We start from the raw sequence: 14,195 nt of genomic DNA on the forward strand, positions 1-14,195 counted from the left end.
ACCTACGATGCTCACAAAGCAGATCCCACCAAAGCCAAGCCGCTCGATGAAGCTTGGGCAGGTGTCGAGGCTCGCATGAATGACATCGACCAGGAAGAGGTCTGATGAAGCGTTACCGTGTCCGCCTCGTTGAACGGGCGGAGGCAGATGTTGCGGAAATTTACCGGTTCGTTCGTAGAAAATCAGCGTCAACCAGTGTCGCCCGCAATTACATCGCGCGAATCAGCGCCTTCCTGGCAGAGTTTGAAACCTTTCCTGAGCGCGGGACGGTCCGCGCGAATGTGCGCGAGGGATTGCGTATCGTCGGCTTCGAACGCCGCGTAAGTGTGTCCTTCGTCGTCGAGGACAGCGAAGTCATCGTTTTGCGGATTCTTTATGCGGGACAAGAATTCGAGAACAACGGCGAGTAACCACGATAGACGACCAGGGTACGTCAAAAGAAGCCATTCAAAACATTGAAGGTCGCATGATGTCGGCAGGGAAAAGCGGGCAAAATTCCCACGAAATCATGATATACCATTCATCATCCCGCCAGCGCTGGGTCAGGGGAAATGCTCGTAACCATTGCGTTCCACCCGCAAGATCAAGAGTTGCTTAGAATGTTTACAATCCGGGTGATCTGGGGATTGGCAGCGTCACGCCGATACGGTACTCGCCAAAAGGATGTTCCAGGCATCATCAATCTTCGCGGTCATGCCATTATCGATTCGGCGAAAAGCTCGGGATGGCCAACGGGGGAGCTCTGTCGCATCAATCCCAGATTTTGCTCGATATGTTGCCCCGAATTTTGCCGCTGCAAAATTAGGATATTTGCTGCCGATCACCCGCTCTGTGACATTTAGCAGTCGTTGCCTATTGCCCGGATTTGATCATCTCACGAATTTTGACCGCTTTCTCGAAATGATCCAGCGCGTTAGTTTTGATCCACCACTCGGCAGCTTCCATAAGGAGGTCGGGGTCATCGTTCTTGTTCGCAAAGAACGCGTAGAATGACAGGCCAACACCTTCACCCTTCTTCGTGATTTTATCCTCGCAGACTGAAATAGCTTTCGCCCGTAAGCTCGGTCTCATGGTGCCCTCTTTTTGTGAGTGACAGTCGAGCTACCATGCCTTGCTCGCTACAGGAATGCTGACGGCCTGAGGTTGTCGCGAAAATCCCGAATAGAATTACATTTATGCCGGCGACTTTTGCAACGTTGCAAATTAGGAATTCCGCGACACAAGAGGTGCCGCAGCATCACGGCAATTCGGTCACCGGCTGTCCTGGCCTCACTCCGCCTGTAATCTTCGTACCGCATCGTCTGCGTCCAAGACATAAATTCAATGCTTGATTTTTATATCAGTCTTGATATATCTTCATGATGAAAACACCCGGACATAGCTAAACGCCGCTCCATTGGGTCGGCTCTTCGAAGGCCGATCTGATGGAGTTCCCGGCCGAGGTTATTGACGATATCGGCTTTGCGCTCGGAGTCGCGCAACTGGGCGGAAAGCATCCTAACGCCAAACCCTGGAAAGGGGAGGGGCCAGGCGTCTTGGAGATTGTCGAGCGCCATGACGGAAACGCATACCGGGCGGTTTATACCCTCAGATTTGCGGGCGCAATCTATGTGCTGCACGCATTTCAGAAGAAGTCGCCGGCTGGGATTAAGACAGACAAACGCGATGTAGACCTGGTAGGCGAACGTCTGAAAAAGGCTCAGACCGACTACGATGAAATGACGAAACCAACTCCTTCTGAGAAGGGAAAACGCAAATGATCGATACCATCACACGCGGTTCTACGAACGTTTTTGCTGATCTGGGCATGGCCGATGCCGGCGAACGTAAGACCAAGACGCGACTAGCCATGGCGGTCAATGAGATTATCGGCGGCCGCAAGCTGAAGCAGGCCGAAACGGCTCGCATCCTTGGCATTCCTCAGCCTCGGGTGTCAGCGCTCGCCCATTACAAGCTCAATGAATTCTCGATCGAGAAACTCATGGAGTTTCTTACCGCGCTCGATCAGGATGTGGAAATTATGATCCGACCGCGTATGCACGACGGGGCAGGAGCTGTCTCCGTGCTAACAGTCCGATAGTTTCCGTCTTATCCAACTTTCCCCTTATATGGCGGGCTCTTTAATATGAAAAATACTACAAAAAACCAGTAAGCAGCGTGCGTCCCAAGACGACAAAGACGGTCACGGCCGCTGTAACGTCAGTTTCAGTGTCGCAGGAACAGCCAGTCCTCACGACGCCGAACCAATCTGCGGCTGACCTACGCCTCGATCGTGTGTATGTCTGCCGGTGTTCTCGGTCCGTGCTGAAAAGATCGCATAAGGTCTCAACCGGAATTCCCTTCCTAGTGTGAAGGGCGCTGATTTTGCGCGGCAAGATTGATGCAACGTTGATCAGTCGGGGTGCGGCCGGTCACCCCACAGCATCGGTCGCAGACAACAGCGGCCTGCACCACCACCAAGCAGGCCACTGACGCTTGCAGAACGATCTTCACGGGGTTGTGTTCGCCTCTGTTTCTTACAAAGGACCGCCCTACATCATCGGTGAAAGCGACAGGGGGGATAACATCATGGCATATGATCGCGAACCGGAAATCCGTAAGCGCGCCTATGAGCTCTGGGAGCAGGAGGGCAAGCCAGAGGGAGACGATCTTCGCCATTGGTTGATGGCGCTCGAACAATTCGGCAATGGCGCCGCACCTCCAGCCAGAGCAAAACGAACGGCCCGCCCGAGGGCGTCAGCGGAAATCCCTGCTGAGACCGCGCTGCAGCCCAAGAAGCCAAGGGCAGCAAAAGAACCGGCCGTTGAGATCACCAAGGGCAAGGAGCCGCCAAGTAAGCAGGTTAAACGCGTCGAAGGCCCTTGAGACGGAAGCAGCCCGTGGTGGCGGCGATCCATGGCTGCCACTGATGATGGCTCTATGATTTACAGAATTTCGAGATTGTCAGCGGTCCATTGGCCGGTTTTGCGGCTTTGGCTGAGTTCATATTCAATCTTTTGGCCGTCCTGGTCGAAAATTCAAGTCCGCTCTAGTCGGCGAAAATTGAGCCTGAAAACTCCAGGCAGAGACCAGACTTCCTCAGAGCCTCCGTGCCTGATTATCCTCTGTGCGGAACAATTCGGCGGCCATCGGAACGACATTGGCGTTCAGGAAACGTTTGATGGAGATCCTTAATGTGCCAACTTCAGTTTCTACCCATAGAGACGAGTGATGCATAGCACATCAGTAGGGAGTTCAGCCATCATCGGGTGGGCACGATTGTCTCCCGTCTTGGCGCCACTATCGCCTTGGCACGCTGCGCACAGCGCCAACGCGGATCGCTGCTGCGGCTTCGGCGGCGATCCGCGACATGAACTTGCGCGTGAACTGGCCAAGCGGTTTGGCATCCTCGAGTGCCCAAGACGTCGCGAGATCATCCGTGTTGAATTCATCGACAATGACCCAAGCCGGCGTATAGAGCTTCGCGCGGCGGGCTTCAGTCTCTGGAATTTCCACATAGTGTGCGCCAGGTCGTGGCGGATGGCTCGTGATTGGGAAAAGTAGGGGTTTCTGGCGACCACCCTTACCCACAACAATCAGCATTACGCAGGTCGGGCGCGCCTTACGGCCACTTTCCTCGCCTTGGTCACGCTCCCGTGCCCACAAATAGGAATAGAGAATGATGTCCCCATGTTTGGGTTCAATCATCTTGGCCATCGTCACGTACGATGGCGTCAAGGCCAGCCAGGAATTCATCGCGCTCTTCGCCTGTCAAATCCTCGGCACGATGCGTCCGCTGGGTGCTCCGCCCTGCCAGACGGTCGAACTGTTCCGCCGTCAACAGGACGAACTTGCGTTTGCCCCGCTTGGTGATGTCGACAGGGCCGCCGAAGGCGGCCTCCACGACTTCCCCGGATTTGTTGCCAAGATCTGTGAGGGTGAAACTCGCCATGACAATCTCCTTTTCCCTAAAATAGGCGAATTAGCTGTTTCAGGCAAGTTCTCTGCTCAATTTCCGACATTTAGCAGTTTGTTGATTTCCATGGATCGCAAAGGTGCCACATCATGCGAGCTTCAGCGCATGGTACGCGGGGAAATGGTTGGTGTAATTCGGGAGGAGCCAGCCGGCAATGTTCTGGAACCACCGATACGTCCTTCCTCCGGCGCGGCGTTTGGATTCCGAGTCGGTCACGGCGGTCGAACGAGGCTAAGGCCCATCGACAGGCCCACCGTTTGGGTTTGGCGCCGGTGTCTCTCTTGTATCTCGCGGCGGACGTTTGTGACCGTGAGACTCTGGGAGCGCTTCGTTCTCGTCGGGACGGTCGGCAGATTGGTCTTTAGGGTGACCGCCCTTGGGTGGGGCAGTGATTTTCTTGGGCACAGCCAGTTCCTCCAGCTTCAACAATGAGAACAGCTGACAGGACCGAAGGTTTCGAGGCAGCCGGATTCAACACTTTTCCGAGCTGCAGGGGTTTACAGAGGCGCCCGTTCGAGCGATCCTTGACGCAGTCCTTCGGGATTGATCTGATATCGCGGTCGAAATCGATCGCGATGCCTGTATCACAGGCGCCAAGGCGCCATGTTGGCCAACGGCATTCATGCCAAGGGTCGGGCCAACGCAAATTAAAAAACCAATTTGGAATGTGGGGCGCGCGCCAGCCCCGGCGTTCGACAGGAGCGCTTTCATGAGCTTTGTCGCTCCGGGCGCAGCGGCACGATGCAGAACCATCACGAGCGATTTGATGACCTGGCATAAAAACGCGACGATCTCCTGCCTTGTCCTAGCGACTGCGGCACTGCCAGCCCGGGCCGACAACCTACTCATATGGGCGCCGGTCAAGGTCTCGGAGCAGAGCTACAAGGCGACGATGGGGTTTTGCCTACCGACAGAATGGGAGACCAGCGCCGGCGCGGATCTGGCATTTGCAGCAGCCAATGGCGGTGCGTTTCTTGCCGGTTCGCAGCAGGCGATGCTGTGGGGCAAGATCAGCAAGGTGAAAGTGATGCCAGCGAGCACATCGCAGCTTGGCGCCGACGTGCGCGTCGATACGTTGCGCGGTAGCGGCTCGCTGAATCTCAGCCGATCGCGGAGCTGGATCTTTTCCGAGACCATGGACATGCAAGCGACGCGCTCGATCAGGCTCAGCTACGACGCGATCGACAGGCGGTCGACTTCGGTGAACGCCTTGCAGGCGCTGACGCTCATCTACCCGTGGGCTGGAACCTCACTGTCGGCTAGGGTGGGCATTAGCAGTGTCAGCGGCGATTTATCAAGTTCGGTCGCGATCAACCAGAACATTCTGCCGGACCTCAATCTGGGCGCCACAATCCCCGAACTCGGGTCTTCGGTACAGGCAGGCAATATCAACCTCAACTATCAAATCACTTGGTAGTCCGAAAACGATGAAACAAAGTTCCACATGTCTCGCTCAAACTGGCCGTGGCGGATGCGATGGTGTGGAGTCCCCTTATAATTTTACCTATGTGTCCGTTTGGCTGCACCCGGTGAATGGCCCAATCAAGGACGGGCGTGGCGGACGGAAAATGCGGTCCTTGATGGCTTCAACGATGCTGTTGAGCCGGAAGAAGTCCGCAGCGCTTTCCTGGATGCTGCCGACGAGGCTCACCTGCAATATCTGGCATAGAGGTGGCCAGGCGCGCAGAGCTCGGCGGGCACACGCCGAACTCCGAACCAGGCGCAGTCTGGTGCTGGAAACTACGCCTGGCCGTCCAGCGCTCAAGGTCCGTGCTTGTTAAAACCCTGACCGTTGAATTAACCGTCAAATCGCGCAGAGGTTCCAAGTCGCGACAGCGGCATGGCGTCGCCGGCGAGTTCAATATCGAGGGCCCTCAACAGGGGCGTTGGTGCAGGGATCAGTATGAAGGCGCGGCTCGGTCTTTGATGGGGTTGGTTACTTTGAATTCGCCGTTGCCGCTTTGCAACGGACGGAAACCGGGCGTGCAGTGTCAAGCATCCGGTTGAGAATGGTAACACCGATGGCAGCTTCTGTCTGCTGAGCATGGAATGATCGTGCCCGCAATCGCCGTCCAATGATGCCCTTATATCTGCCCATCCCGGTTTGCTATGTGATGACGACGATCGGTGTTGTGCATGTACGGCGTGGTACTCGGATCAAGCTGATTGCGATCCGGCTTGCCTATCGCCAAACCGTTTAGAAAATATTCATGCCATGTGCTCGGACTGTTCAAAGACTTCAGGCCACGCTTCGTCACACGATATGCAGATCTAAGCTCGCTGATTTCGCAGGCCGTTGAAGGCTATGCAGACGAGGTGCGAACAGGCCGTTTCCCCGCGCAGGAGCGTTCGCGTCTCAGCCGGATTTGGCATAAGAGCAAGGTGGCCTGCCACAGTTGGCGCGCTTCGCCAATCTTCAGCCTGGGATGCGGTATTTAAGGTATTCGCGCATCTGGTTGACGGCTATATCGCGGGTCAGGCCTTCCGATTGCAGGCCGGCCCGCAGCCAGAGCCCATCGATCAGCGCGGTGATCGCCAGCGCTACGGCCTCGCATTCGGCACGTGGCAGGAGATGCACCAGTGCCGACATCAAATTGGAGCGCATGCGTGCATGGATCACCTTCTGGATGCGGGCGAGTTGCGGCTCGCGTGGCACCTCGGCGCACAGCGAAAGCCAGGCGTGGCAAATCGAAGGTCGGAAGAAACGTTCCTCGAAATTGCCCTCGATGATCGCCTCCAGCCGCTCGTAGGGCGTCGTCGCCTGCTTCAGCCGGGCGCTCACGGCCTCACTGAGTGAAAGATTCGCTTCGCGCATCGCATGTTCGAACAGATCCTGCTTGCTGCGGAAATAGTGCAGCACGATGCCTTTGGAGGCGCCGGCATGCGTCGCCACCTTTTCAAGCGTCGCGCCTGCCATGCCTTCCAGCTGCAGCACCTCGAAGGCTGCCCGTCGTAGCTCCTTGCGCCGGATTGCACTGATTTTAGTCAGTTTCATGCTCGTGCCCATTCATCTTGTCCCCAACCATTGACAATTCTTCCGCAAAGATCAAATATTGACCGATGGGACAATTAAATAACCAAATGGTCAATAAAAGGGGACATGCAATGATTCAGCATCTGAAGACAGGCATTCTTTCCATACTCCTCGGTGCCGTAGCCATACCGGTTCTCGCCGCGGATCCAGGAAGCTGCAAGGTGATCCGCATGGCCGAACCCGGCTGGAACGATCTAGCCTTCACCACTGGCGTCGGCCTTACACTCTTGAAGGCCCTGGGATACGAGCCGCAAAGCTCGCTGCTCGGTATCGACGTCATCTATCTCAGCTTGAAGAACAAGGATCTCGATGTCTTTCTTGGCTATTGGGATCCGGCCATGGTCGCCTACTACAAGCCGTACAAGGAAGACGGCTCAGTTGAGAATGTCGTGACTAACCTGAAGGGCGCGAAATACACCTTCGCCGTCCCGACCTATGTCTGGAACTCCGGTGTTAAGGATTTCGCCGACCTGCAGAAATTCCCCGATCAGTTCGAAAAGAAACTCTACGGCATCGAGCCCGGCTCGAACCAGCTGATGTTGGACGCGGTCAAGGACCCGGTGCTCGGTCTTGCCGGCTGGGACGTGGTCGAATCTAGCGAGCAGGGCATGCTGGCCGAGGTGCAGCGCCACACAAAGGACAAGGTATTCATCGTCTTCCAGGGCTGGGCGCCGCATCCGATGAATACCACACTGGATATCAAGTACCTGACCGGCGGCGACAAGTTCTACGGACCGGATTTTGGCGCTGCCACGGTCTCGACACAGGTGCGCAGGGGCTATCTTCAGGAATGCCCAAACGTCGCGAAACTGCTTACAAACCTGACCTTCGACATCGATTTCGAAAACAAAGGCATGGGCTATCTCATGACGGACGGTCTGGCTCCGGAGGAGGCCGGCTTGAAAGCCATCGCCAGCGAACCGCAACGCCTCAATGTATGGCTGGACGGCGTAACGACGCTCGACGGCAAGCCCGGGCTTGAGGCAGTGAAGGCCAAGCTCGCGCCGTGAGCCCTGTTTTGACAAGTAACGTCGATCAAGACGGCTGGACGGCGCGCAAGCACATTTTGCGCCTGACCGACGGGCGATCGCTTGCATACATCGATACAGGTGGATCGGGGCCGGCGCTTCTGTTGCTGCACGGTTACTCGGATTCCAGCCGCAGCTTTTCGCTATTGGAGCCGTGGCTTTGCGGCCACCATCTCGTTATCCCGGATTTGCCCGGCCATGGAGGCTCCGGGATCGGGGCTGGCATGGCCGTCGCGGATTTTACCGATGACATTGTTGCGCTGATGGCAGCTCTCTCTGTTGAGCGCTTTGCAGTCATTGGCCATTCGATGGGAGCCATGATCGGTATCGACCTTGCTGCGCGGCTGCCCGAGGTCGCCGCCCTGGTCACGATTTCGGGCACGCTGCGCCCGGCTTTTCCACGGGGCGATCCGGTCACGCACAGAATCCTCGGGCTTTGCGATCCGATCGATCCAGGCGATCCATTCTTCGACCTCTGGCATGCCTGTCCGCATGCAGTCGATCCATGTTTCCTCGACGCCGTCAGCCGTGAGGCAGCAGCGATCCCGACAGCGATCTGGCATGGCATTCTCGCCTGCTTTTCCACACTTGATCTGACGGAGACTGCGGTACAGATCAGAGTACCCGTGCTCTGCATCGGCGGCAGCGAGGATGCGCTGTTCGATGCGAGTCACCGGCTGGCCCTTGAGGAGGCGCTCTCAAAAGGACAATCGGTCCTTATGAAGGGATTTGGACATAATCCACACTGGGAGGATTCCGAAAAGGTCTCGGTGGTTCTTCGCGATTTCTTTCGCCGTCGCCCGTGCCTGTAGAGATTCCTGATCCCGTCTGTAACGACGCCTTAGCTCCGCATAGCCGTCGGCGTGGCGTTGGTGCAGGGATCAGTATGAAGGCGCCGCTCGGTCTTTGATGGGGTTGGTTACTTTGAATTCGCCGTTGCCGCTTTGCAACGGACGGAAACCGGGCGTGCAGTGTCAAGCATCCGGTTGAGAATGGTAACACCGATGGGCGATGTTGCGCGGATCAGACTTTGGGCGAGACAACCCCACCGACGGCATTATTCATGCAACGCGCTTGCATTCCGGACGACCGAGTTCGGCCATCCGGTTGAGAACATTGACGCCGATTTTGGCTTCAGTCTTCTGATTGTCGAAATGTCGCGCTTTGAGTTTCGGTCCAATCACAGCCTTCCATCGGCTCATCTGGGTCTCAATCCGGCTGCGTTGGTTGTAGCCGGTGGATTTCTGCCAAGCCATTCGGCCGTTGGTCTGGATTTCTCCATTATGGCGGTCGCGAATAGATGGGGCTAGCACCGATTGAGGGCTGGGAACCGCGGTCTTGGGAGGCGGGATAATGACATCCATGATCTCGCCAAAGCGTTCCGTCAGAAGATCACGGGTAGGCGCTCCATCATAGGCGCCGTCGGCAATAAACTTATCGACGGGGCCACCGATCTGGTCCAGAAGTCCTGGTAACGCGGTCGGATCGCCGACATCATCGGTGGTTAGATCGGAGCAAACAATCTCTCCGCTGACAAGATCAAGACCAAGGTGCAGTTTACGCCATCTTTTGCGTTTCGGCTTGATTTTCTGCTTTTTTTTCCAGCCACTCGCCCTCTCCGAATACCTTCAAGCCTGTGCTGTCGACCACCAGATGGACCGGACGTTTTGATTCGGGACCTTGTCGACGGCAACGCCAGCCCTTTGCTCCGGGGTGACAGGGTGGAGAAGTCAGGCACGGCAATATCGAACCCCATCAGCACCGCGACGCTGCGCATCAAGCCTTGGGTCTGTCGCAGCCCCAGCCCGTAGACGACGCGCAGGGTCAAGCACAACGTAATCGCCAGATCCGAGTATTTCGGCTGACCACCCCGCGATGTCCGCCGCGGCGCCACCCACAAGCAAAGCGCCTCATCACTAACCCACACGGTCAAATCACCACGTTGACGGAGGCTTTCATTATAGGCCGGCCAATTCGTGACCTGAAACTTCTGCTTGGCTATTTTGAGCCGCCGGTCGGCATTGAACTTGTGCGGCATCGGCGAAATCCGGACCAGGAGACTGAAAACCACCGCTCAATATCAGTCGCCGGGTGATCCGCGCAACAACGCCTGTGGCAACTCCCATTCGTGTAGACTGCGGGTGCGCAGGCATTTCACGCAACCAGAAGGCGCCAAGTAAGATCTGAATGCCGGCCGGCCGAAAAACCCCTGCCGTGCGAGTTCGCTCCAGTATTTGCTGCGCAAACCGATGACACTCTCGGAGAGCGGAAACTGCGCTTCTCCCAGTTCGAACGCAGCCCGCAACCGCATTGGCCGCAGCGACAGAGCTCGCGTCATACAGATTTTTTGAATATTTATCACGTTTGCTAACATGATGTTTCTTCAAGCATTCGGCATAGATCCATAAACTTTTACCCCTTCCGTTAACGCTTCGGAAATCGACAGAGCGCCTTTCCAGCGCAATACTATATCGCAACGACAACTTAAGGGTGCGGAAATCCTGTGTGAGGTCCCCAGGTTTGATCAAGAGCAATTCGATGATCGAAGAGGCGTTAAAGCATGTTCATCCGCGTATTTGATTGCGTCCAGGCCGTTTACGATCCCTGGCTTCTCATTGGCGCGATCCTCGTATCGCTATTATCCGGGTTTGCGCTTTTTACCGTTCTTCACCATGCCGGGGTGCAGGAAAACTACGCCAGGCAAGGCTGGCAATTTGCGGGCGCCTTTGTCGCAGGGGGCGGCATTTGGTCGGCTCACTTCGTCGCAATGCTCGGCTTCCATCCGGCTGCGGCCGTTAGCTACGATGTTTTTCCCACCATCGCTTCCTGCGCAGTGGCCATTCTGGTTGTAGGTGTCGCAATTCCATTCTTGCTATCTAGGAGTACCTTAGGTGCTTTGACCGGCGGCGTGATCCTGGGCGCAGCCATCGGCGCTGCTCACTTCATCGGGATGAAGGCGTTGGTCTTCGGGGGAACAATCAGCTGGGATCTGCCAATGGTAATGCTTTCGCTGACCTGCGGTGCGGGTTTGACAAGCACGAGCGCTCTGATTGCACGCGACAACAATCGGTGTCGCGATCGGCTGGCTGCCGGTGGACTGTTCGGCGGAGCGATCTGCGCCATCCATTTTATAGCCATGCGCGCAGCGGCCCTTCAAATAGACCCGACATCTTCTTTTTCAAATGGCCGATTCTCTGAGACTCTGCTGGGACTTTCGGTTGCATTTTCCACGTCGCTGATTGTTGTTCTAAGCCTGGCTTTGGTTGTTTTCGACCGGCGCGCACATTACGCGTCGACGGATGCCCGGCAGACTCGCAGCATCATCGAGATGGTTCAGACCGGCATTCTCGTCTGCCAGGGCACTAAGGTGATTGAAGCAAACCAAACCTTCGCCCGGCTTATAGGTATGAGGCAATCAGAAATAGCGGGACGCTCTTTTGAAGACTTTATCGCGCTTCCGTTTTCGAATGAAGATCCTTGGCCTCAGGGCGTACGGGAGGCGGAAGCGTTTCTCACCACCGCCATGAAGACACAGTTCGAAGTCGAGCTCATCGCGACACCGATCACATCCGGGACAGAATCGAGATTGCTGATCGAAGTCCGCGACGTCCGCTTACAAAAGCAAGAGCGAGACCACATTACTTACCTCGCGAATCACGATAGCTTAACTGGCCTCGCCAATCGCCGACTGTTTCGGGCGGAGCTGCAACGGGCAGTCGAAAATGCTGCGGGTTCTGATCGCGAATTTGGTTTACTGTGGATTGATCTTGACCACTTCAAGGAAGTGAACGACATCCACGGACATGCGGTCGGGGATGACGTTCTGTGCATAACAGCCAATCGATTTCGCTCGGCCTTGGGCGGCGTCGATCAGCTGGTCGCGCGAATAGGCGGCGATGAATTCGTCGTGTTGACAAGAGACAATCCGAGGGTCGTGGCTCAAGGATTGGTAGAAGCTATGTCGAAGCCGATATCGATCGGGGATTGCCAATTGGACGTGGGCCTCTCTATCGGTCTCGCCAGCTATCCGCGCGATGCCAATTCAGCGGACGCGCTGATGCGCCTTGCTGATCAAGCCCTTTATGATGCTAAGAAAGCTGGACGAGGGCGATGGAGTTCGAGAGCAGCATGAGCATGCAAAGTACTCCATCCCATTGGCCTAGCTGCATTGGAGGGCCACGTGGCCCGTGCGCGTGACGGCCCGCCCATATTGTGAGGGGCGGGCTGCTTCGACGGCTTGACATCTAAGGTCTAAATGCGACACCGCGCAGTAGTTTGCACAGGCCTGCCAAACCTGGATCGGCATCACCGGACGATCCGAGATTCCGGCAAGTTATGAGCATAATCCGTTTGGTTGATGGCGACATTCCGTTAAAGGCTGCAAGCGTTCGGATTGCAGAAGCGGTCCCAAAATTCGCAGGTGAGCCCGTTCCAATTCCAGTCCCGCTTCCGATGCTAGTTCCGGTACCGTTGCCAGACACGTTGCGGAGCACATCCCGCCGCCAGAGCCAGCTCCGGAACGGCCTCCGCCTGACGAACCGCCACCGACCACCACCCCTGCACCGACCCCCAAGCCGCCGCTGAGCGACGCGCCAGCCCCTGCATTGACGCCGCCAGATCCACCGAGCGATGCGCCGACTCCTGCGTTATCACCGCCCTTGCCCAGCGATCCACCATTGGTAAATTCCAAGATTGAATGGCCTAATTTATTGGTAGAAAGTCAGATTGTGAAAGGATTTGGACCCGAGGCTTACGGAAGAGAAGACAACAGCGTCGTTATACCGAGAACAAGAAATCCCAATGCAAAGAAGAGATCGAGCCGATCGAGGTTGCGCCCCGACAGTGACTGGAGCCTGCTGTTTGATGCCATCACAGCGACGATGACGAACCAGCTCGCCGCAATCGCGAAAATCGCGCCAGCACAAACAAACGTCAGGAATGAGGAAAATGCAACAAGATGAGAAGACGCGAAGAACATTGCTGTCATCGGATTGGCGATCGCTGTGAAAAACGCCATTCTGAAGTAGCCAGATGGGGGTTCCGCTGCCGTTGAATGTGCCCTCCGTGTGACGATGTGCGTACGTCTCAAAGATTTGACAGAGAGATAGACAAGATAGCTACCGAAAAACATCGCGCCAAGCCGCTTAACCGTACCGCTTACAGGCAAGAGATCAGCGCAGAATGTCACCGCGAGATAAAGAAGACATGCGCCAACCGCGACGCCAAGAGCTGCGACAATCGCGTTCGTGCGCTGCGCGCGCAGTCCGGCGGCGGAGACAATCATAAAGTTCGGCCCAGGCGAGACGGTCAGCAAAAGGTAGGACAAGCCGAAAGATATCAGATGCCCTGCAGGACTCTCGAAACCGTCAAGCATGGCGCCATGTCCATTCCAGGCAATGACTTGCAACACTTGGGTCTAAGGTGATCGTGTTTGCCAGCCTGGCGTACCGCATGCCAGGCTGGCAGCGCGATTGGGCGTCAACATTTTCAGAAAATGCCTCCCCCCACAGCGATGTGAGCCGCGTGGAAGCTCGCATTTCTTGAAGTCGAGGATGCCCCAAGAGTGCAGTTCTCCGCCAAGCTGCAGCAATGGTACAGCCAGTGGCGCACATCACATCAGAAAGTTCCGTCATATTCGCCCGCTCCGGTTGTGCCAGCTTCGCGGGATGAAATCTTCATCCTCGCCGCGCTGTTTCCACTGACGCTCTAGAGTTTTCAGAATTCTTTAAGACTGGCATCCACCATTTGGTGGAGGCATCAAAGCTCTAGATCACTGACCGCGTCGAGTTATGAAGAGTTGCCGGAGCTGGAGGCGACGATTCCACTGTCAGAGCGTCCAATGTCCGAACAGCACCCATTTGCGCAGCGCATGTCAGCGTTAATCTGCACAATCTACAATTGCGTTCTCGCAGCCGAAAATTTGGAAAGGGCATTGGTGCAGGGATCGAATTTCAACGATTTCCGCCTATGGGTCTGCGATCGCAACCGGCGTGATTGATCCGCACACCATGCCGCATAAGCATAACGCCGCCCGCCGTCATCGCATCAGCAAGATGAAGTTCAAGGTGACGAACTGGCGGGAGTATGAAGCAGGCCTTCACCGTCGCGGCAGTCTAACACTGTGGCTGGCGCCGGTAGCGCTTGCCGGATGGGCTGCGCCAAGACGCACGACACGGGG

The 14,195-nt window shown here is 56.2% G+C and carries 14 protein-coding genes and 3 pseudogenes; 10 read left to right on the forward strand and 7 right to left on the reverse strand.

The window, feature by feature from the left end; all coding sequences use genetic code 11:
• Window positions 1-104 precede the first annotated feature (104 nt).
• Window positions 105-410 carry a type II toxin-antitoxin system RelE/ParE family toxin gene (locus AB4Z52_RS34855; RefSeq protein ID WP_442222398.1) on the forward strand — a complete coding sequence of 102 codons (306 nt, stop codon included), beginning with the start codon at window positions 105-107 and terminating at the stop codon, window positions 408-410.
• 442 nt (window positions 411-852) lie between these two features.
• On the opposite strand, the gene AB4Z52_RS34860 is transcribed toward AB4Z52_RS34855, so the two are convergent.
• Window positions 853-1,071 (reverse strand): DUF6500 family protein, encoded by a 219-nt coding sequence (locus AB4Z52_RS34860; protein ID WP_442222399.1) that lies wholly within the window; start codon window positions 1,069-1,071, stop codon window positions 853-855.
• Between the two features lie 353 nt (window positions 1,072-1,424).
• Between AB4Z52_RS34860 and AB4Z52_RS34865 the strand changes: the two genes are divergently transcribed.
• From AB4Z52_RS34865 to AB4Z52_RS34875, 3 genes are all read left to right on the forward strand, one after another.
• On the forward strand, window positions 1,425-1,760 hold the full coding sequence (locus AB4Z52_RS34865) for a type II toxin-antitoxin system RelE/ParE family toxin (RefSeq protein ID WP_442222400.1): 336 nt from the start codon (window positions 1,425-1,427) through the stop codon (window positions 1,758-1,760).
• Complete coding sequence (locus tag AB4Z52_RS34870) at window positions 1,757-2,080, forward strand: helix-turn-helix domain-containing protein (protein ID WP_442222401.1); 324 nt, start codon at window positions 1,757-1,759, stop codon at window positions 2,078-2,080. The genes AB4Z52_RS34865 and AB4Z52_RS34870 overlap by 4 nt, the downstream gene beginning before the upstream one ends.
• 488 nt (window positions 2,081-2,568) lie before the next feature.
• Window positions 2,569-2,865, forward strand: a complete 297-nt coding sequence (locus tag AB4Z52_RS34875; protein ID WP_442222402.1) for a DUF2934 domain-containing protein — start codon at window positions 2,569-2,571, stop codon at window positions 2,863-2,865.
• A 414-nt stretch (window positions 2,866-3,279) separates the two neighbouring features.
• On the opposite strand, the gene AB4Z52_RS34880 is transcribed toward AB4Z52_RS34875, so the two are convergent.
• On the reverse strand, window positions 3,280-3,687 hold the full coding sequence (locus AB4Z52_RS34880) for a hypothetical protein (protein ID WP_442222403.1): 408 nt from the start codon (window positions 3,685-3,687) through the stop codon (window positions 3,280-3,282).
• Window positions 3,680-3,931, reverse strand: coding sequence for a type II toxin-antitoxin system Phd/YefM family antitoxin (locus tag AB4Z52_RS34885; protein WP_442222404.1), 252 nt, complete (start codon window positions 3,929-3,931; stop codon window positions 3,680-3,682). Before AB4Z52_RS34885 ends, AB4Z52_RS34880 begins: the two co-directional genes overlap by 8 nt.
• A gap of 790 nt (window positions 3,932-4,721) precedes the next feature.
• Here AB4Z52_RS34885 and AB4Z52_RS34890 point away from each other — a divergent pair.
• Window positions 4,722-5,372: a hypothetical protein gene (locus AB4Z52_RS34890; RefSeq protein WP_442222405.1), complete on the forward strand. Its 651-nt coding sequence runs from the start codon at window positions 4,722-4,724 to the stop codon at window positions 5,370-5,372.
• Window positions 5,373-5,891: 519 nt separating this feature from the next.
• On the opposite strand, the pseudogene AB4Z52_RS34895 reads toward AB4Z52_RS34890, so the two are convergent.
• A pseudogene (locus AB4Z52_RS34895) lies at window positions 5,892-6,062 on the reverse strand (IS5/IS1182 family transposase); the annotation flags it as partial.
• A 110-nt stretch (window positions 6,063-6,172) separates the two neighbouring features.
• On the opposite strand from AB4Z52_RS34895, the gene AB4Z52_RS34900 reads away from it, so the two are divergent.
• Window positions 6,173-6,394 carry a 3-methyl-2-oxobutanoate hydroxymethyltransferase gene (locus tag AB4Z52_RS34900; RefSeq protein ID WP_442222411.1) on the forward strand — a complete coding sequence of 74 codons (222 nt, stop codon included), beginning with the start codon at window positions 6,173-6,175 and terminating at the stop codon, window positions 6,392-6,394.
• On the opposite strand, the gene betI is transcribed toward AB4Z52_RS34900, so the two are convergent.
• Window positions 6,372-6,950, reverse strand: a complete 579-nt coding sequence (gene betI, locus AB4Z52_RS34905) for a choline-binding transcriptional repressor BetI (protein WP_442222406.1) — start codon at window positions 6,948-6,950, stop codon at window positions 6,372-6,374. The two genes, AB4Z52_RS34900 and betI, sit on opposite strands and share 23 nt — an antisense overlap.
• Before the next feature lie 110 nt (window positions 6,951-7,060).
• Here betI and choX point away from each other — a divergent pair, with 110 nt between their 5' ends.
• Window positions 7,061-7,999, forward strand: coding sequence for a choline ABC transporter substrate-binding protein (choX, locus tag AB4Z52_RS34910; protein ID WP_442222407.1), 939 nt, complete (start codon window positions 7,061-7,063; stop codon window positions 7,997-7,999).
• Between the two features lie 8 nt (window positions 8,000-8,007).
• Window positions 8,008-8,829 (forward strand): alpha/beta fold hydrolase, encoded by an 822-nt coding sequence (locus AB4Z52_RS34915; RefSeq protein WP_442222408.1) that lies wholly within the window; start codon window positions 8,008-8,010, stop codon window positions 8,827-8,829.
• 249 nt (window positions 8,830-9,078) lie between these two features.
• Here AB4Z52_RS34915 and AB4Z52_RS34920 read toward each other — a convergent pair.
• Window positions 9,079-10,055, reverse strand: a pseudogene (locus AB4Z52_RS34920) (IS5 family transposase).
• Between the two features lie 522 nt (window positions 10,056-10,577).
• On the opposite strand from AB4Z52_RS34920, the gene AB4Z52_RS34925 reads away from it, so the two are divergent.
• Window positions 10,578-12,149 (forward strand): diguanylate cyclase domain-containing protein, encoded by a 1,572-nt coding sequence (locus AB4Z52_RS34925; RefSeq protein WP_442222409.1) that lies wholly within the window; start codon window positions 10,578-10,580, stop codon window positions 12,147-12,149.
• Between the two features lie 618 nt (window positions 12,150-12,767).
• Here the strand turns inward: AB4Z52_RS34925 and AB4Z52_RS34930 are convergent.
• Entirely contained in the window at window positions 12,768-13,391 is a 624-nt protein-coding gene (locus AB4Z52_RS34930) for a LysE family translocator (RefSeq protein ID WP_442222410.1), read from the reverse strand.
• 634 nt (window positions 13,392-14,025) lie between these two features.
• Between AB4Z52_RS34930 and AB4Z52_RS34935 the strand changes: the two are divergent.
• Window positions 14,026-14,195: pseudogene (locus AB4Z52_RS34935) on the forward strand (IS5/IS1182 family transposase); the annotation flags it as partial.

The sequence above is a fragment of the Rhizobium sp. 2YAF20 genome, assembly GCF_052114685.1.
Classification (GTDB): Bacteria; Pseudomonadota; Alphaproteobacteria; order Rhizobiales; family Rhizobiaceae; genus Rhizobium.